Origin of the sequence: Desulfovibrio sp. (genome assembly GCF_019424165.1) — a bacterium.
Classification (GTDB): domain Bacteria; phylum Desulfobacterota; class Desulfovibrionia; order Desulfovibrionales; family Desulfovibrionaceae; genus Desulfovibrio.
Genome location: NZ_JAHZAA010000044.1, coordinates 1 through 18,208 on the forward strand (window position 1 = coordinate 1; position 18,208 = coordinate 18,208).

At 57.2% G+C, this 18,208-nt stretch carries 15 protein-coding genes, 1 tRNA gene and 1 pseudogene; 12 read left to right on the top strand and 5 right to left on the bottom strand.

The features are described 5' to 3' along the window. Positions 1-48 precede the first annotated feature (48 nt). From QZ377_RS11435 to QZ377_RS12660, 4 genes and pseudogenes are all read left to right on the top strand, one after another. Complete coding sequence (locus QZ377_RS11435) at positions 49-1,065, top strand: NrtA/SsuA/CpmA family ABC transporter substrate-binding protein (protein WP_291441271.1); 1,017 nt, start codon at positions 49-51, stop codon at positions 1,063-1,065. Continuing rightward, positions 1,058-1,834 carry an ABC transporter permease gene (locus QZ377_RS11440; protein ID WP_291441272.1) on the top strand — a complete coding sequence of 259 codons (777 nt, stop codon included), beginning with the start codon at positions 1,058-1,060 and terminating at the stop codon, positions 1,832-1,834. The genes QZ377_RS11435 and QZ377_RS11440 overlap by 8 nt, the downstream gene beginning before the upstream one ends. Further along, positions 1,831-2,568, top strand: a complete 738-nt coding sequence (locus QZ377_RS11445; RefSeq protein WP_291441273.1) for an ABC transporter ATP-binding protein — start codon at positions 1,831-1,833, stop codon at positions 2,566-2,568. Before QZ377_RS11440 ends, QZ377_RS11445 begins: the two co-directional genes overlap by 4 nt. Positions 2,569-2,650: 82 nt before the next feature. Beyond that, positions 2,651-2,857, top strand: a pseudogene (locus QZ377_RS12660) (hemagglutinin repeat-containing protein); the annotation flags it as partial. 76 nt (positions 2,858-2,933) lie between these two features. On the opposite strand, the gene QZ377_RS11450 reads toward QZ377_RS12660, so the two are convergent. Beyond that, a tRNA-Leu gene (locus tag QZ377_RS11450) sits at positions 2,934-3,018 on the bottom strand. 118 nt (positions 3,019-3,136) lie between these two features. Here QZ377_RS11450 and QZ377_RS11455 point away from each other — a divergent pair. From QZ377_RS11455 to QZ377_RS11480, 6 genes are all read left to right on the top strand, one after another. Next, complete coding sequence (locus tag QZ377_RS11455) at positions 3,137-4,192, top strand: DUF1786 domain-containing protein (RefSeq protein WP_291441274.1); 1,056 nt, start codon at positions 3,137-3,139, stop codon at positions 4,190-4,192. A gap of 85 nt (positions 4,193-4,277) precedes the next feature. Then, positions 4,278-5,576, top strand: coding sequence for a phenylacetate--CoA ligase (locus tag QZ377_RS11460; RefSeq protein ID WP_291441275.1), 1,299 nt, complete (start codon positions 4,278-4,280; stop codon positions 5,574-5,576). Positions 5,577-5,589: 13 nt separating this feature from the next. Further along, positions 5,590-6,192 (top strand): DUF456 domain-containing protein, encoded by a 603-nt coding sequence (locus tag QZ377_RS11465; protein ID WP_291441276.1) that lies wholly within the window; start codon positions 5,590-5,592, stop codon positions 6,190-6,192. Between the two features lies 1 nt (position 6,193). After that, positions 6,194-6,946: an RNA methyltransferase gene (locus QZ377_RS11470; RefSeq protein ID WP_291441277.1), complete on the top strand. Its 753-nt coding sequence runs from the start codon at positions 6,194-6,196 to the stop codon at positions 6,944-6,946. Between the two features lie 683 nt (positions 6,947-7,629). Next, entirely contained in the window at positions 7,630-9,522 is a 1,893-nt protein-coding gene (locus QZ377_RS11475; RefSeq protein ID WP_291441278.1) for a methyl-accepting chemotaxis protein, read from the top strand. Positions 9,523-10,234: 712 nt separating this feature from the next. Then, a complete protein-coding gene (locus tag QZ377_RS11480) occupies positions 10,235-12,262 on the top strand; it encodes a methyl-accepting chemotaxis protein (protein ID WP_291441279.1) in 2,028 nt (675 codons plus the stop codon). A gap of 254 nt (positions 12,263-12,516) precedes the next feature. Here QZ377_RS11480 and ychF read toward each other — a convergent pair whose 3' ends face one another. The 4 genes from ychF to QZ377_RS11500 all read right to left on the bottom strand — a co-directional run bounded on the left by ychF (position 12,517) and on the right by QZ377_RS11500 (position 15,573). Next, positions 12,517-13,620, bottom strand: a complete 1,104-nt coding sequence (gene ychF / locus QZ377_RS11485; protein ID WP_291441280.1) for a redox-regulated ATPase YchF — start codon at positions 13,618-13,620, stop codon at positions 12,517-12,519. 257 nt (positions 13,621-13,877) lie between these two features. Next, positions 13,878-14,492, bottom strand: coding sequence for a FlgO family outer membrane protein (locus QZ377_RS11490; protein ID WP_291441281.1), 615 nt, complete (start codon positions 14,490-14,492; stop codon positions 13,878-13,880). Positions 14,493-14,502: 10 nt separating this feature from the next. Next, positions 14,503-14,853, bottom strand: a complete 351-nt coding sequence (locus tag QZ377_RS11495) for a hypothetical protein (RefSeq protein WP_291441282.1) — start codon at positions 14,851-14,853, stop codon at positions 14,503-14,505. 15 nt (positions 14,854-14,868) lie between these two features. Next, positions 14,869-15,573, bottom strand: coding sequence for a FlgO family outer membrane protein (locus QZ377_RS11500; RefSeq protein ID WP_291441283.1), 705 nt, complete (start codon positions 15,571-15,573; stop codon positions 14,869-14,871). A gap of 226 nt (positions 15,574-15,799) precedes the next feature. Here QZ377_RS11500 and ispG point away from each other — a divergent pair, with 226 nt between their 5' ends. Both ispG and QZ377_RS11510 read left to right on the top strand, forming a co-directional pair. Continuing rightward, complete coding sequence (gene ispG, locus QZ377_RS11505; RefSeq protein WP_291441284.1) at positions 15,800-16,870, top strand: flavodoxin-dependent (E)-4-hydroxy-3-methylbut-2-enyl-diphosphate synthase; 1,071 nt, start codon at positions 15,800-15,802, stop codon at positions 16,868-16,870. Next, a partial coding sequence (locus QZ377_RS11510; RefSeq protein ID WP_291441285.1) for a proline--tRNA ligase occupies positions 16,870-18,208 on the top strand: 1,339 nt, incomplete at its 3' end. The genes ispG and QZ377_RS11510, both read left to right, overlap by 1 nt.

Here is an 18,208-nt window from a genome sequence, read left to right on the forward strand (position 1 = left end):
CCGGCTTGGCACAGTAATGGCGTGTATGCTTTGACAGGAGGGGACGACGTGGCGACATGGAAAAATATCATACCCGGCGCGGCCCTGCGGGGCATATGCCTGATTTTTGTTGGAGCGGGCCTTGCGGGCATTATTATATTGGCTACGGTAAAAATGACGTGTGCGGCTGAAGTATGGCGCGTGGGCACGTGGAAAACCGCCCAGACCATACAGCCTTTTCTGTATGAAAAATATGCTTCGCCTGCGACCCCAGGCCTGAAGGTGGACGTACGCCCATTCACCAATCCTGCCGATCAGAAGGCCGCGCTGCTGGCGGAAAGTCTGGACATGACGGGAACCACACTGGCTCTGGCGATTCAGGCGGCGTCACGGGGCGAGCCTGTGCGACTGGTGGCGGCGTTGGGCAATAAATGCTCGGCCCTTGTGGTGGCAAAAGACGGGCCTGTCAGGACGGCAGCCGATCTCAGGGGACGGCGTATTGCCTATGTTCCGGGAACCATGCACGAAATATTGCTTCGTGAGGTATTGCACCGTGAGGGAATTGATCCAGCCCGGGATGTTACGCTTATGCGTATTGATTTTTTTGATATGGGTACGGCACTGGCCAAGGGTAATGTAGATGCCTTTCTGTCCGGCGAGCCTTTCCCCACGCAGGCGGTCATGCATGGCTATGGTCGCATTCTTGCCTATCCATACTATGGCGACAGCATCGGAACAATCAATAGCGGCATGCTCATGCGGGCCGGGTTTATCAAGGAACATCCGGATACGGCCATGCGCATGGTCGCCGCGCACAAGGCTGTTACAGAGGCGCTAACCGCGGACAGAAAGCTGTGGCTTGATTCGGCGTCGTCGTTGTTTGGCGTGGATAGAGGCCTGCTCGAAGCGTCCGCGGAAAATATGGAGCTTGCCTGGGATATGGATGATGCGTTCATGCTGCGTTTGGCGGCTCTGGGCGCGCGGATGAAAGACCTTGGCATCATTGCGCAGGAGCCGGACTACACCAAGCTTGTTGACCGCAGCTTTGTGGATGCCTTGCGGACCGGAAATCGTCACCATGACTAGGCAGGGCAACTCGTGGATGTTGCCCTGGTGTTTGCCGCTTTTTGCGTTGGCTGTATGGTGGGGGGCCTCGGCGTTTGAGGCCGTGCCGGGCTGGCTTTTGCCCTCGCCCGTGGAGGTTGCGCGTACCATGGCTGCCTATGTGGCGGGAACAGGTGGCGGCCCGTATGGCGGGCGCTTCTGGAACGATGCCGCTGCAAGCCTGGGACGCGTCGCCTGCGGCTATGCGCTGGGCGTTGGCCCCGGCCTTGTTCTCGGGCTGTGGTCAGGTCGTAGCACGGTTGTGGCGCGTCTGTTGTCGGTTACGGTCAACGGCATAAAATCCGTTCCCGGCATAAGCTGGCTGCCGCTGGCCCTCATCTGGCTGGGGGTGGGGTTTATGACCACTGTCAGCCTCATCGCGTTGGCGGGATTTTTTCCCGTATACTTCAGCGCCGCCGCGGCCGCAGCTTCTGTGCCGCAAGACCTGCTCAATGCCGGGCGTATGCTTGGCTGCTCCCGTGTAACACTTTTTATAAAGGTCATCCTGCCTTGGTCCATGCCGCAAGTGTGTGCGGGGCTGCGCGTGGCTCTGGGCATGAGCTTCGCCTATCTGGTGCTGGGCGAGCTGACTGGCGTGCCGGACGGCCTGGGCGCGCTCATTATGGACGCCCGCATGAATGGTCGGGTAGATGTTCTTTTAAGCGGCATAGTGCTGGTTGCCGCCCTGGGCAGCATTTGCGATGTGTTGCTTGTCAGGCTGTTGCGGCGCCTGCCTGGTGCTGTGCGATGAGCGCGTATTTCAGGTGTCTGAATCTGCGCAAAAGTTATGGCAGCCATGTTGTTCTGCCCGGCATTGACCTGACGCTGCGACGCGGCTCGGTGACGGCGCTCATCGGAGCCAGCGGCTGTGGAAAGAGTACTCTTCTGCGCGTAATAGCTGGTTTTGTGCCGCCGGATGCCGGAGATCTGCGGCTTGAAGGCGCCCCGTGCGACGGGCCGGGAATGGACAGGGTTATGGTGTTTCAGGATGATGCCCTGTTTCCCTGGCTGAGCGTGGGAGAAAATGTGGCCTTTGGGCTTAAACATGTTGGCATGCCTCCAGATCGCTGCCGTGAACGCATGCGAGAAATATTGGCGCTGGTGGGCTTGGAACAGTGCGAACATGCTTTGCCTGCGTCTCTTTCAGGTGGCATGAGGCAGCGCGCGGCACTGGCGCGGGCGTTGGTGCTCCGGCCCAAACTTCTTCTGCTTGATGAGCCGTTTGCCGCTCTGGACGCCATTACACGCTCGCGCATGCAGACACTTTTGACGAAGCTGCAGGCTGGAACCGGAGACACCGTGCTTATGGTCACCCATGATGTGGCAGAAGCCTGCCTTTTGGCAGATACTGTTCATCTGATGGGAACCGGCGCGGGGATTGTGGGAACATGGGCTGTCGAGGCCCCGAGGCCCAGAGATGTTGACGACCCGGCGCTTGTTCCGTTCAGGATACAGCTTCGCGCAGCACTGGAAGCCGTCATGTGATTTCTTGAGAAGGTAAGTGGATAGCCGGGCGTGACCTCACGGCTATTACTGGTCGGGATATTACCATTGAGGCGGGCGTGTCCAGGCCGGACGGGATATCGCGTTAGACGCAGGGCGTGATTTGAACATTGTGGCTGCCACCAACATCAATGAATTTGAACAAACTGCCTTCTCATCTTCCGGGGGGATAAACCTTAGCGTTGGTTTTGGCGCCAGTGGCATGGCTGCTTCCGGCAGCGTATCGGCGCCCGCTGGGGGGATTACCGTCAATGAACACTCCCGAATTTAAACGGAAGCTAAAAAAGCAGAAAGCCCGCTTGGCTGTTAGCCTTGCGGACTTTTGTGAACTTCTTTGGAAGTTTTTATGGTGCCGAGGGCGGGACTCGAACCCGCACGAGAATCCTCACTACCCCCTCAAGATAGCGTGTCTACCAGTTCCACCACCTCGGCGCGAAGAAATGAATTAGCGTATTGCGTTGGTCTTGGCAAGCATTTTTTTAAAAAAATTGTCGGGGCTTGCGCTTACGTCGTGTTGCGAGTAACTTCAGGCGCTCACTGGAGACTGCCAATGGACGAAAACGTACATAAATTTTTGCGTCGTACGGGCCCTGTATTGTGCCTGGATATCGGCAGCGGCACTCAGGACGCATTGCTGGCCCGGCCCGGGCTTGAATGTGAAAACTGGCCGCGCTTTGTATTGCCGTCACCGGCCCGCATGGTTGCCCAGCGCATTCGCGAACTGACTCTGCTGCGGCATGACTTGTGGCTGCATGGCAGCAATATGGGTGGCGGCTTCAGCCAGGCCATCAAAGAGCACCTGGCCGCCGGCTTCAAGGTATGGTCTACTCCGGCCGCTTCGCGTGGCATCCACGACAGTGAGGATGTGGTACGCGCCATGGGGGTGGAGTTTTGCGCTACCTGTCCCGAGGGCTGCGTTCCTGTTTTTCTGTCGGACTACGGACCGGACTTCTGGGCCGGGCTGTTGCGTATGGCCTGCCTGCCGCAACCACACATGGTGCTCGCGGCCGCCCAGGATCACGGCTATCATGTGGGGGGAAACCGGCAGGGCAGAATGCTCATGTGGAACCGGCTTCTTGCCGAGTCCGCGGACCCTGCATCCTGGATTTATTCCACGCCGCCCCCTTCGCTTACCCGGTTACAGCCTCTGCATGACAAAACCGGTGGCCCTGTGGCCGATACCGGCGCCAGCGCCCTGCTTGGCGCGCTGTGTGACAGCGAGGTTATGAACCGCAGCTATCGCGAGGGCATAACCGTCATAAACGTGGGCAACGGGCATACCGTGGCGGCTCTTGTGTACAAAGGACTGGTGCGCGGCATTTACGAGCATCATACGGGTATGCGCAGTCTGGAGCAGTTGCTCGCTGATCTGGAACAGTTCCGCAAGCATTGGCTGCCCGCTGAAGAAGTGCAGGCCACCGGTGGTCACGGTACGGCTTTTGGCCCGTACTGTGAAGAGGCCGGGGGCTATGAGCCTACCTTTATTACAGGACCACGGCGCGCCTTACTGCAAGGGTACGGTCGTTTTTTGGCCCCGCATGGTGACATGATGCTGGCCGGCAGCCTGGGGCTGTTGTGGGGCTGGGCGCGCACGCATGCCGATTGATTTTCAGGCGCAGCCCGCGGCCTGATCTGGTCCGGAGGTTGGCCTCCGGCAGTTTTGACAATGCTCCAGTAAGGTGAGGAGAGGCATGGAAGTTTTTGATCCAGCGGAACTGTGGAGCCGGGAGCGCATAGAGGAAACCCAGCTTGTCCGGCTGAAAAATATGGTCGCTCAGGCCCGTAAGTGCGGTTTCTACCGGCAGCGGCTCGACGAGGCGGGAGTCGGGCCGGACTCTTTGCACAGTCTTGATGACCTGCGCCGCATCCCCTTCACCACCAAGGACGATCTGCGTACCCAGTATCCCACCGGCATGCTTTGCGTGCCTCAGGCCGAAATTGTGCGCATGCACTGTTCAAGCGGCACTACCGGGTCGCCCGTAGCCATCTGCCATACACAGAACGACATCAATTCCTGGGCCGATCTTATGGCGCGCTGTATGCATATGGTAGGCGTGCGCCGTGAGGACGTGTTTCAGAACATGTCCGGTTACGGTCTGTTTACGGGCGGTCTGGGCATCCACTTCGGGGCTGAGCGCCTGGGTTGCCTGACCATCCCCGCCGGTGCGGGAAACTCGCGCCGCCAGATCAAGCTGGCCAAGGATTTTTGTACCACGGTGGCGCATATTCTGCCTTCCTATGCGCTCATTCTTGGCGAACACCTGCGCAATATGGGCGAAGACCCGCGTGAATTCCCCCTGCGCATCGCTCTTGTGGGCGCGGAGCCGTATACTGAAGAATTCCGCCGCCGTATTGAAAGCCTCTTTGATATGAAGGCGTATAATTCCTACGGGCTTTCCGAAATGAACGGGCCGGGCGTGGCTTTTGAATGCCTTGAGCAGAACGGGATGCACCTGTGGGAAGACGCCTATATTCCTGAAATTGTCGATCCTGAAACAGGCCAGCCCGTACCAGACGGCCAGGTGGGCGAGCTGGTCATGACCTGCCTCTGCCGCCAGGGCATGCCCATTCTGCGCTACCGCACCCGCGACCTCACCCGCTTTTTGCCTGGCGTATGCGGCTGTGGGCGCATGCACCGCCGCATGGACCGTATCCTCGGCCGCGCGGACGACATGTTTATCATCAAGGGCGTCAACATTTACCCCATGCAGGTTGAGCAGGTCATCATGACCTTTACCGAAGTGGGGCAGAGCTACCTTATCCTCCTGGAGAACGACGGTATCGGCGATGTCATGCGGGTGCAGGTGGAAGTGCGCGACGAGTTCTTTGTGGAGGACATGCGCGTTCTGCAAAGCCTGCAAAAAACCATTGCCCAGCGCCTGCGTGATGAAATTCTCATTACGCCCAGGGTAGAGCTTGTGCAGAGCAACAGCCTGCCGCGCGCCGAAGGCAAGGCCGTTCGCCTGCAAGACATGCGCGAAAAAAAATAATACCGGAAACTGTATGGATTTTTTGCCCTTTCCCCTTGCCAGCCTGCTGGCGGGCGCGTTCATCACTTTGCTGGGTTTTGTGCTTTTGCTCAATGTTTTCGGCTTGCCCGCCAATTGGGTGCTGTTGGGGCTTGTGGCCCTGTGGAAGATGGCGCATCCCGCCTCGGACGCAATGAACGTCTGGTTCTGGGTCATGATGATAGCTTTGGCACTTGTGGGCGAAGCTTTGGAACTGGGCATGCAGATAGTCAAGGCCAAGCGGTATGGCTCAAGTTCGTCAGGAACATTTGCGGGTATGGTCGGGGCCATTGCCGGGGCCATTTTACTGGCGCCGCTGTTTTTTGGCCTCGGGGCGCTCATTGGCGCAGTGGCTGGAGCATGGCTCGGCTGTTTTGTTATGGAAATGTTCAAGGGCCGTCCCTTGGGCGAATCGCTGGATGCGGCCTTCGGGGCCATGGTGGGGCGTTTTTTAGGCACAGTGTGCAAGTGCGGTGTTGGCGGGGCCATGCTGGCTCTGGCGGCAAGCCGTATCTGGCCGCAAATGCCGGCGCAAACGCTGCCGGTTTCTTCCGACCCGCTGCAACTGGTGCTGGCCTTGGCCGGAGGCGTGTGCTGATATGACTTCTCTGCTTGACGGGCTGGATATTGTTCTGGTCAAAACCCGCTTTCCCGAAAATATCGGCATGACTGCGCGTGCCTGCGTGAATATGGGCTGTTCATCACTATGCCTTGTGGACCCCGAGCGGTGGGACAGGGAAAAGGCCCGCCCGCTTGCCACGCCCAAGGGGCAGGATCTGCTGGACGGCGTAAAGGTCTATACTGACCTGCCGGAAGCTGTGGCCCCTGTAACCCTTGTGGTGGGGACCACCGCGCGGGTGGGGGGCTGGCGTCAATCCCTGCTTTCGCCGCGCCGTGCCGCTGCGGATGTGGCGGAGGCCCTGGCGCGCGGCGAAAGGGTGGCCCTTGTTTTTGGCCCGGAAGACCGTGGCCTGAACAATGAAGAAATAACCCATTGCCATAAGCTTGTGACCATACCAACGGACCCTGCGGCCAGTTCGCTTAACCTTGCGCAGGCCGTGCTGCTGCTTTTGTATGAATGCGCCAATGCCGTGCGCAACCGGCCCGGAAAAGACGCCGGAAATGCAGAAAAAAACCATCCCGGCAGCGGCAGGCAGGTAACAGCGGCAGAGCAGGAGCGCCTGATGGAATCCCTGAAGGATATGCTACTGCGCCTCGATTATCTGCATGGCGATAATCCTGACTACTTTATCATGCCCTGGCGGCGGCTCTTCAGCAGGGCCGGGTTACGGCGTCATGAGTATGACGCGCTGATGGGCCTGTGCCGTCAGGTGCGCCACAAACTGGGTTGATTTGCAGGCTGTGTATTGTCTCATGTTTCACCCGCTGACGCTGCGTCAGCGGGTTTTTGTTTTGTGGGGCCAAGATGACGGCTCAGGGCGCACTGTAACGCAGTCGGCCACCCTGATCATAAAGAGCACATAAAGAACGGATGTCGCGGGGTATTCATGCCACCCTGTTACCGTCGTGTTCGCGATTTGTCGGCAATTACCGACAAATCGCGTTTTTGTTTTTCCGTCCGTTGCGTGAAGACGGCAATATTTTTGTTCAGTTTTTTATCTATCCTTTTGACTCTGGAAATAATGCAATTTATAGTCTTGTCTAAATAATTATCTCAGCCATCCGATATGCTATTAAAATGCTCCGTTCATCAGAATGATTGATGATACCTGACAAGATATGTCTTCTTTATGATGTATCTGATTGTTTTTTATGCATATATTTTAATAAGGAGTTGTTTTTGTAACAATTTTTATTCTGCGATGTGTATCTCCAGCGTGTTTTTATAGAGGCAATGAACATACTTTCAATATGCCGTAAGCATGAGGAGTGGCAGATGCGTTTGAGCCTTACCCACAAATATGTCGGATCTTTGTTTTCAGCTCTCATTACCTGCTGTGCCGTTGTTCTGTTTGTATCCATCTATTATATGAAAAAGCCGATAGATGAAGAATTGAGCAACAGCATACATCGCATGCAGAATATCGTTCATTCCGCCAATGAAATGACCATACAGCGTTTTGCCCAGAACGCCGCCTTTATCGCCACCAACGACCGACTGGCACGGGCCATGGCCTATAAGGATCACGCCGAGGTTTTTACCCTTGCTGAAAAGGCCATGAAAATGGCCGGATCGGACTTTATGTCTGTGACAGACGCCCAGGGGATCGTTATTGCGCGTGGGCATTCCAAAAGTAAATACGGCGACAGCATCGCCAAGCAGGAAACAGTTGCCAAAGCCATGCAGGGGGTTCCGGCGCAGGCTGTGGTGACCGGGCCGCTCAATCCCTTTACGTTACGCGCATCGCAGCCGGTTCTTTATGAAGGGCAACTGGTGGGAACCATCTCCATCGGCGTATCACTCACCACCCCTGATTATCTGGACTGGCTGAGCCGGCTTGCCGGGGCTGCGGTCACTATTTTCAAGGGTGATACGCGCGTCATGGCAACCATTGTTTCTGACAACAAGCGTGCCGTGGATACAAAGCTGGAGGCGCCGGATGTCATAAACGCCGTGCTTGAGCGTGGCGAAACAGTCTTTGTGCAAAATGCCATTCTTGGTGTTCCGTATCAGTCTGCATACTGGCCGGTGAAGGCTGCCGATGGCAAGATTGTGGGCATGTGGTTTACGGGAGCGCCAATCGCTGAACTGAAAAAGCTTGAAAATGAGGCCATTGTCACAGCCGTCAGCGTGGCAGCGGCATTGCTGCTGGTACAACTGGGCATTTCAGTCTTTGTGGGCTTGCGGGTAAGCGCGCCGGTACGCAAAATAACCAGCTACGCTCTTGAAGTGGCCGATGGCAAGCAGGACAGCGTGCTCACGGTGCGCGGTTCTGATGATATGGGTATGCTCGCCGATGCCTTGCGCAGCATGGAAAAAAATTTGCGCACGCTGGTATTTGAGGCCGCGGAAAAAGCCAGAGAAGCCGAAAAGTGTGGCGAGGAATGCAAGCTGGCAATGAATGAAGCGGAGCAGGCCAAGGCAAAGGCAGAGCAGGCCAGGTGCGACGGCATGTCAAGCGCGGCAGCGCGTATTGAAGAGGTTGCCGCCAAGCTCGGCAGCTCGGTTTCGGATATTGCCGAGCAGGTGGAAAATACTGATGTTGCCCTGAGCCAGGCTGTGTCCAGGCTTGCCGAAATAGCTTCGGCTATGGAAGAAATGAACTCCACTGTGCTTGCTGTTGCCCGCAATGCCGGCGGCGCTGCGGACATTTCAGATGCGGCGCGCAATCTGGCAGAAACGGGTTCCAGCGTGGTTTCGCAGGCCGTATCCAGCATCCAGCAGGTGCAGCGGCAATCACTGGGCCTCAAGGGCGGCATGACGCAACTCGATGAGCACGCCAGGGCCATCAGCCGTATCATGAGTGTTATTTCCGATATTGCCGATCAGACAAACCTGCTGGCTCTTAACGCGGCCATTGAAGCGGCCCGCGCAGGCGATGCAGGCCGCGGATTTGCCGTTGTGGCCGACGAGGTGCGCAAGCTGGCGGAAAAAACCATGACGTCCACTACAGATGTGGGCGACGCCATCCGTGCTATCCAGTCCAGTGCAGCCCAAAGCATTCAGCAGGTTGATGAAGCCGTGAGCAATATCTCTGTAGCCACAGAATATTCCAATAAATCCGGCCAGTCACTGCAAGAAATCGTGGGCATGGTGGACAAGACCGCTGACGAAGTGCGCGCCATCGCTACTGCCAGCGAACAGCAGTCAGCCGTAAGCGACGAGATCAACAAATCTATCAGTGATGTGAACTATCTGACCGGAAACACTTCTGAATCCATGAAGGTGGCCCTGCGCGAGCTTGATGAGCTGCGTCATCAGACCCAGAGCCTGATGGATCTGGTGGAAGCCCTGAAAAAATCCTGACCCTCGTCTGATTTTTGCGGGCCATGTCAAGAAGGCCGCAATTCCTTGTTCCGGAATTGCGGCCTCTCTGTTTTTACCCGGAACATGACCGCAAAACGAAGACCTTTCGGGGCGGACTGTTACATGACGGCTGGAACAAGGGAAGTGGTGTGGAGCGAACGGCTTTATGCTGCGGCAGGCTCCACCTGCACCTGATGCAGCCTGCCGAGCATGCCCCTGTAATTGCTGATAGAGGGCCTGGGGCGAGGTGTGGGGTCAGAAAAATCCGTTATAAAAAGTTTTTTTTCACAATTGATGGTGTGTTTTCTGTTGCCTAATATGCTTATATAATTATATTTTATTTTTACTTTGAAAAAATGTTTAATGTAATATTTAAACATTTTTGAATATAAAATTCAATACACTGTATTTGCTGGTAAAATTTTTAAAACGGATATGCATGTTTTGGCTTGTGTGAAATCTTGGTTTGCTTTCTGCTCTATTTATTTTTAAGTTCGTGCCGAAGAATATAGTAATACTGAATATGCCCGCCTTGTTATTTATAAAACCAATGGCGGGTTTTTGAGATGTGCTGATGAGCGGCGTCAAGGCTGGGGGGCCTTTGCGTGAATTCTGCTCCTTTTTGTAAAACAATGCCCTGTCGTGTGGCAGGGTATAGCGTTTTGTGAATCATATATATTTATAAAATAACTTTTTGTTGCAAGGAGGGGGCATGCGCATAACGCTCACGCACAAGTATGTGGGTTCGCTATTCGGCGCTCTGATTACCTGCTGTGGGGTGGTGTTATTTGTTTCCATTTATTTTATGAAGGTCCCCATTGAAGATGAGCTGGATAAGGGCATCCGCCGTATGCAGAATGTCATTCTGGAGGCCAACGAGGTCACCAGCAAGCGCTTTGCGCAAAGCGCCGCCCTTATTGCCAGCGACAGCAGCATGGTACAGGCCATTGTGCACAAGGATCATGCACTGGCCAGAGAGCTGGGCGGAAAAAGCATGAAAATGGCCGGGTCGGACTTTATGACCATCACTGATGAGTCCGGCAAGGTCATCGCCCGTGGCCACTCCGATAAATATGGCGACAGTGTGACCAATCAGGAAACAGTGGTTATTGCCCTCAAAGGGCAGCCCGCTGCGGCTGTTGTGGCGGGTACTGTTGTTCCTTTCACGATCCGGGCCAGCCAGCCCGTGGTTTATGAGGGGCGGGTAGTGGGTTCCATTTCCATCGGCACCTCTCTGGTAACGCCTGCCTATCTTGACTGGCTCAAGCAGCTTTCGGGCGTCAACGTTACGATTTTCAAGGGCGATACCCGGATCATGACCACGATCATGAGTGACGGGCAGCGTGCCGTGGGCACAAAGCTGCAATCGCCGGAAATTATCGATGCCGTGCTGAGAAAGGGCGAAGTATACTACACCCATAACACTATTCTTGGGGTAGCCTATAACTCTTCCTACTGGCCGGTCAAAGATGCCAACAACCAGATCATCGGCATGTGGTTTGTGGGTATGCCCATGAGCGACCTGCAAAAGCTTGAGCACGACGCGATGGACAAGGCCATCCTGGTGGCCTGTGGCCTGCTTGTGGTGCAGCTTACCCTGTCGGTGATCCTGGGCCTGCGGGTCAGCGCTCCTGTGGGTAAAATTACCCGCTACGCCCTTGGTGTGGCCGAAGGCAAGAAAGATCTCACCCTTGATGTTTACAGCAAGGACGATATGGGCCAACTGGCCAACGCCTTGCGCCAGATGGAAGAAAACCTGCGCCGTCTGGTTCAGGATGCAAGCGAACAGGCCGAACAGGCACGCCGGATGGGCGAAGAGGCGCAGCAGGCCATGGAAGAGGCCAAACAGGCCCAGGCCCAGGCTGAAATTGCCAAGCGTGAAGGCATGATAAGCGCTGCTGCCCAGATAGAGGGCGTGGTTGAACGCCTTAATGCTTCCATAAACGACATTGCGGAACAGGTGGACAATACCGGCGGCGCGCTGAGCCATGCCGTGGCCAGGCTGGCGGAAACCGCGACAGCTATGGAAGAAATGAACTCCACCGTGCTTGAGGTTGCCAAAAATGCCGGCGGCGCTGCGGATGTTTCGGCCTCGGCCAAGCTCAAAGCGCAGGCAGGCTCCGAAGTAGTGTACAAGGCCGTGGACGGCATACAGGAAGTGCAGCGTCAGTCCCTGGCCCTCAAGGACGGCATGACCCAGCTTGATGAGCATGCCAGGGCCATTAACCAGATCATGAGCGTCATTTCCGATATTGCCGACCAGACCAACCTGCTGGCGCTCAACGCGGCCATTGAAGCGGCCCGTGCGGGTGAAGCCGGCAGGGGGTTTGCTGTTGTGGCCGATGAGGTGCGCAAGCTTGCGGAAAAAACCATGGCCTCAACCACAGATGTGGGCAACGCCATCCGCGCCATCCAGCAAAGTGCCTCGCAGAGCATTCAGGAAGTGGAGCTGGCTGTGCACAATATCGCTTCTGCCACAGACTTTTCCAACAGGTCCGGCGAGGCGTTGCAGGAAATCGTGGGCATGGTGGACCAGACCGCGGACGAAGTGCGCGCCATTGCCACCGCCAGTGAGCAGCAGTCCGCCACCAGCGAAGAGATCAACAGATCCATCGCTGATGTGAACCATATTGCCGCCACAACCTCTGAATCCATGCAGTTGGCCATGACCGAGCTTGAGGCCCTGCGCAAGCAGGCCCACAGTCTGGTGGAACTGATTGAACACATGAAAAACGCCTAGCAGTGTCAGGGGCCATGCGGCCCCATAGAAAAATACAAGCGCCCCTTCCGTTTGTGCGGAAGGGGCGCTTGTTGTTTTTTGTACAGGGGGCTCTTTTCAGAACCACAGTGGCCGTGATTCTTGCCGGACCGAAAGCGCCCGGTAATTCAGGCAATTTTTACCCTGCTGCCATGTCTGGTGGCTCTGGTGCACAAACTCCCGCAGCGCAGAAGGCCAGGTGCGGACAGTCAGGACACTTCAGACAGGCAGTTGCGCTAAACGTTGAAAAGAAAGTGCATGACATCCCCATCCTTGACCACATATTCTTTGCCTTCCACGCGCAGCACGCCGCTGGCGCGGCAGGCGGCCTCGTTTTCGTGGCTCATGTAGTCCTGGTAAGAAATGACCTCGGCACGGATGAATCCGCGTTCAAAGTCCGTATGAATAACTCCGGCAGCCTGGGGCGCCTTCCAACCCTTGTGAATGGTCCAGGCGCGCACTTCCTGGGGGCCGACCGTAAAGTAGCTGCAAAGCCCCAGCGTTTCGTAGCCGGTGCGGATGATGCGCACAAGGCCGCTTTCGGTAATGCCGTACGACGAAAGCATTTCGGCCTGTTCGGCATCGGACAGCCCCTGCAGCTCCTCTTCCAGCTTGGCGCAAATGCAGGCAAAGCCCGCGTTGCACCCGGCGGCAAAGTTTTTGAGGGTTTCCACAAAGGCGTTGCCCTCGGCCACGGCGTTTTCGTCCACATTGGCGCAGTAAATAATGGGCTTGGCTGTGAGAAGGCCCAGTTCACGCCACGAAGTCAGAAAAGCCTCGTTACCTTCCGGCAGGACAAATTCGCGGGCGGCCTTGCCGTCATTGAGGTGGGTCAGCAGGGTCTGCATCACTTCGGCGGCCGCCTTGGCGTCCTTGCTGCCCTTGGACATCTTTTGCAGGCGTTCAAGGCGCTTTTCAACGCTTTGCAGGTCGGCCAGCAAAAGCTCCGTCTCAATGGTGTCCACATCACGCAGGGGGTCAACGCCGCCGTCAACGTGAGTGATGTTTTCATCCTCAAAGCAGCGCACCACATGGACTATGGCCGCGCATTCGCGGATGTTGCCCAAAAACTGGTTGCCGAGGCCTTCACCTTTGCTGGCTCCCCGCACAAGACCGGCAATGTCGATAAAATCCACACTGGCGTTGATGGTTTTTTGCGGTTTGGCCTTGTTTGTCAGGTCCTGCAGGCGCGTGTCCGGCACGGCCACCGTAGCCTTGTTCGGCTCGATGGTGCAGAAGGGGTAGTTGGCGGCCTGGGCGTTCTGGGCCTTGGTAAGGGCATTGAAAAGGGTGGACTTGCCCACGTTGGGCAGACCGACGATACCTATGCTGAGGGCCATGCTTTCTCCTGAATTGTCACCAGTCAAGACCCGGCGGGCGTCCGGACCGCACATGCGCGGCTGCTCCGGAGGAGTGTTTTTCGGGTCGGTATCCGTACTGACCTGCCGTCATGAAGCCGTGCTGTTTGCAGGCTGTCTTATGGCAGGGGCTGGCGCGGCGGCGAAAGATTTCAGCGGGCCTTGCCAACAAGTCGAGGCCCGGCGCATGCGCCGGGCCGGGCTTGTTATAGACAGAACGGGCCGCCAAGGCAAGAAGCTTACTGCAAGCGGGTATTCACCGAGGGCATGACGCCGCCCTTACCGCCGGGCGTGGGGTCTCGCAACAGCGGCAGCAGGTCTTCGGTGATGGGAATCGTGCTGGAACCCATCGCCAGCACTTCGTTGCTGGTGGTGTGGATAAGCCGCATGTTGAAGCGTACCTGTTCGCCGCTGACTACGTAGGTTCCGGCCATTATGGCCTGGCTTGTGCCGGTTTTGTTAGCAAGGCGGCTGACGTCGCGCGTAAGGATGAATTCGCCTTTCTTTTTGTCAAAATAGATGTCGCGTCCCTTGCGCAGTTCCTGAAAACGGTAGCCCGCGTTGATAAGCCAGCGCGAGACTTCTTCCATCATCTGACGCGCCAGGGGCGAGGCTTCGTTGAGGTCATTGAGGTTGGCGGGGGTTGTGCCCATGATCATTATATTGGCGCGGGCCACGGCCTGCTGTTCTTTTTTGCTTTCGGCCGGGTCAGTTCCCGCATAGCGCATCATGAGCTGTTCGTCGATCTGCTTGGCTATCCTGGTGGCCGCCGTGGGTACATTGCCTGCGGCAGCGGCGGTCAGGGGAAGCAGAAGGGCAGCCATGACAAGAATTATAACAAAATAAAACCTCATGACACAATCCTCAGCGCATGGTGCGCAGCAAAAGTTCAATACCACCCATTTCTCTTTCAATCACCTCCAGCTCCGCGGCAGAGCGGCAGGTGGAAAGAGCCTGGGCATAGGATTGCCGGGCCAGTTCGTACCGGCCCTGATCGCGGTAGGCACGAGCCTGTTTCAGATATTTGGCGCTGATGTTCGGCCCCTGGTCTGCTGATTTTTGGGGCTGCGCGGCGGATTTTTCCGAAGCGCGCTCGTAGGCCGAGGGGGTCTGGGCCATGGCCCGCGTGCCATCCGGATGCGCCACAAAAAGCGGCCCTGCCGCCAGGGCGGCAAGTGCAAGTCCAAAAATACGCAAGGTACAAGTAAAACGCATGGCTGCTTTCCGGCATTATTTGCCCTGTTTGATGGCTACGTTGCCGCTGCTGATGGAACTGGCCGGTGTATAAAGCGAAGGATACAGGCTTCCGCGCGGGGGGGAAGGCTTGGCGGCCGAAGCTGTGGATACGCTTGCACTCTGTGCCGGTGGCGTGGGTTTGGGCGCAGGAGGATCTGTTTTGCCCATACGCGCCACAATGGGCGTATTGACCAGCACAAGCTGCCCCGTGCGCATGACAAGGCCGTCGGTAGCCCGTACAAGGCGGGCATTGACGAAGGTGGCGTCTTTGTCCACATAATAGGTTCCCACTACCAGCGCCGCCCATTTCTGCCCGACGGGAATGACCGCATTTTCAATAAGGGCCAGGTCGTCGCGCCCGCCGACAACGGCAATATTGCCCGTCAGGCGGTACTCGCGCGCGGGAAAGCCCCGCTGGTTGAATTCGTAAAACATGGCTTCGCCCATGAGTCTTCCCAGCGGAGAACTGCGTGATGTGCTGTTTTCATCCACAAAGGATGTGGGCATGGCCACAAAGCCCTGCAGGGCGTCATTGGGTACTGTAGCGAGCATCTGGTCTGCCAGTTCGCGAAACTTGAGCTTCAGCTCCACGGCATCTGTATAGCCGGGATCCTTGGCTGAAGGCGGTGCTTTGGAGCAGCCGGGCAGCATGGGCAGCGCAAGGGCGCAGATGAGTATAAAACGCAATAAACCGTGCATGGCAACCTCAGGTAGTGTTCTGTCATACTTATCGGCCCCCGTCTGGCAAACTTCAGTGCGGGGGATGAAAAATCGGGCGCTTGCCGTCCTGGTGCCCAAAAACATGCAAAACACGTTCCAGCAGCATGACCGGCTGTCTGCTTGGCTTGCAGCATGAAATAGCTTACAAGACGCCTTTAAAGGATATGGCGACGCAGCGCCGCCAAGTTTTTCATCTGGAGAAGGCATGGGCAGGAATACCAGAGCGATACGCCTTGGCGGCGTTACTGTGGGCGGCGGCGCGCCTGTTGTTGTTCAAAGCATGACCAATACGGACACCCGTGATCCGCAGGCCACCCTCGGGCAGATTGCCCGCCTGGCGGCCCGGGGCTGTGAAATGGTGCGCCTGGCCGTACCTGATGCGGCAGCCGTGGCGGCCCTGCCCGCCATACGATCGGGTACATCCTTGCCGCTCATCGCCGACATACATTTTGACTACCGCCTTGCCATTGGCGCGCTGGAGGCAGGCCTTGAGGGGCTGCGCATCAATCCCGGCAATATCGGCCCCAAGGCGCATGTGGACAGGGTGGTAGATGCGGCCAAAGCGCACGGCGCGGTTATTCGCGTGGGCGTCAATTCCGGCTCGGTGGAAAAAGACATCCTGCGCAAGTATGGCGGCCCTTGCCCCGCAGCTCTGGTAGAAAGCGCCCTCGGGCATGTGCGCCTGCTGGAAGCCCGCGCTTTTTACGATACTAAAATTTCCCTCAAGTCTTCCTCTGTGCTGGATACCATAACAGCCTACCGCCTGCTGGCCGATGCCTGCGATTATCCTGCGCATATCGGCATTACCGAGGCCGGGGGCCTCATGCGGGGAACGGTCAAATCTGCCGTAGGGCTGGGTATTTTGCTGCACGAGGGCATAGGTGACACCCTGCGCGTGTCGCTGACGGCCGACCCCGCCGAAGAAGTGACCGTGGCCTGGGAAATTCTGCGGGCTCTGGGCCTTCGCTCACGCGGGCCGGAGATAATTTCCTGCCCCACCTGCGGCCGCACCGAGATAGACCTTTTTTCTCTGGCGCGTGCGGTAGAGGACCGTCTGGCAACCTCCACGGCCTCCATAAAGGTGGCGGTTATGGGCTGCGTGGTCAATGGCCCCGGCGAAGCGCGTGAAGCTGACCTGGGTGTGGCCGGGGGCCGCGACAAGGGCATTATTTTCCGCAAGGGCGAGGTCATCCGCTCCGTGAAGGGGCAGGAGGCCTTGCTGGCGGCTTTTATGGAAGAACTGCAATCACTGCTTAACGAAAAGGAAAATACCTAATGCGTTTCAGCTCCTGCTATATTCCCACGCTCAAGGAATCTCCGGCCGATGCGGAAGTGGTCAGCCACAAGCTGTTACTGCGGGCGGGGATGGTGCGGCGGCTTACATCCGGCCTGTATATCTATCTGCCCCTGGGCCTGCGGGTGATAAACAAGATCGCCCGCACCGTGCGCGAAGAAATGGAAAAAGCCGGTTTTCGCGAACTGCTCATGCCTATGGTGCAGCCTGGCGACCTGTGGAAAGAAACAGGCCGCTGGGAGCATTACGGCAAGGAACTGCTGCGCTTCAAGGACCGGAACGAGCGTGAATACTGCCTCGGCCCCACCCACGAGGAGGTCATCACCGATCTTGTGCGCGGCGAGGTGCGTTCTTATCGTCAGTTGCCTGTGCGCCTGTATCAGGTTCAGACCAAGTTCCGCGACGAAATACGCCCCCGCTTCGGGCTTATGCGCGGGCGCGAATTTATGATGAAAGACGGCTATTCTTTTGATGCCACTGCCGAAGGGGCCGAAGAAAGCTACAAAATCATGTACGATGCCTACATGCGTATTTTCAGCCGTCTTGGCCTGCGTTTTCGCGCGGTAGAAGCCGACACAGGCTCCATCGGCGGCAATTTTTCCCATGAATTCATGGTGCTGGCCGATACGGGCGAAGATACCATCGCCTTTTGCCACGACTGCGAGTACGCCGCCAACGTGGAGCGGGCCGAGGTCGTCTGGCGGGGCAGCCCCTCAGCAGGGGATTGCCCGGCCATGGAGAAAATCGCCACGCCCGGCGCGCACAGTGTGGAAGAGCTGACGGCCCTGCTGGGTGTTCCCGCCAGCGCTATTGTCAAGACCATGCTTTTCAAGGTGGATGGCAAGACGGTGGCCGTGCTTGTGCGCGGAGATCGCGAGGTCAACGACATCAAGCTGAAAAACCTGCTCAAGGCGCAGGACGTGGAACTGGCCGACGCTGCAACAGTGCAGGCCGTTACAGCCGCTCCTGTAGGCTTTGCCGGACCTGTGGCGCTTGATGTGCCTGTCTATGCCGATGCCGAACTTCAGGGCGGTACGGATTATGTGGTGGGAGCCAACGCCGCTGATGCCCACCTGAAGCATGTGGACCTTGCCCGCGATGCCGCAGTGACTGCCTGGGCGGACTTGCGCGCCATCACCTCCGACGATCAGTGCCCCCGCTGCGGCGGCCGCATGGAACTGACCAGAGGCATTGAGGTGGGGCATATCTTCATGCTCGGCCTCAAGTACAGTGAAGCCATGCATGCGGTATTCTTGGACGAAAACGGCAAGGAGCAGACCATGATCATGGGCTGCTACGGCATCGGCGTTTCCCGCGTGG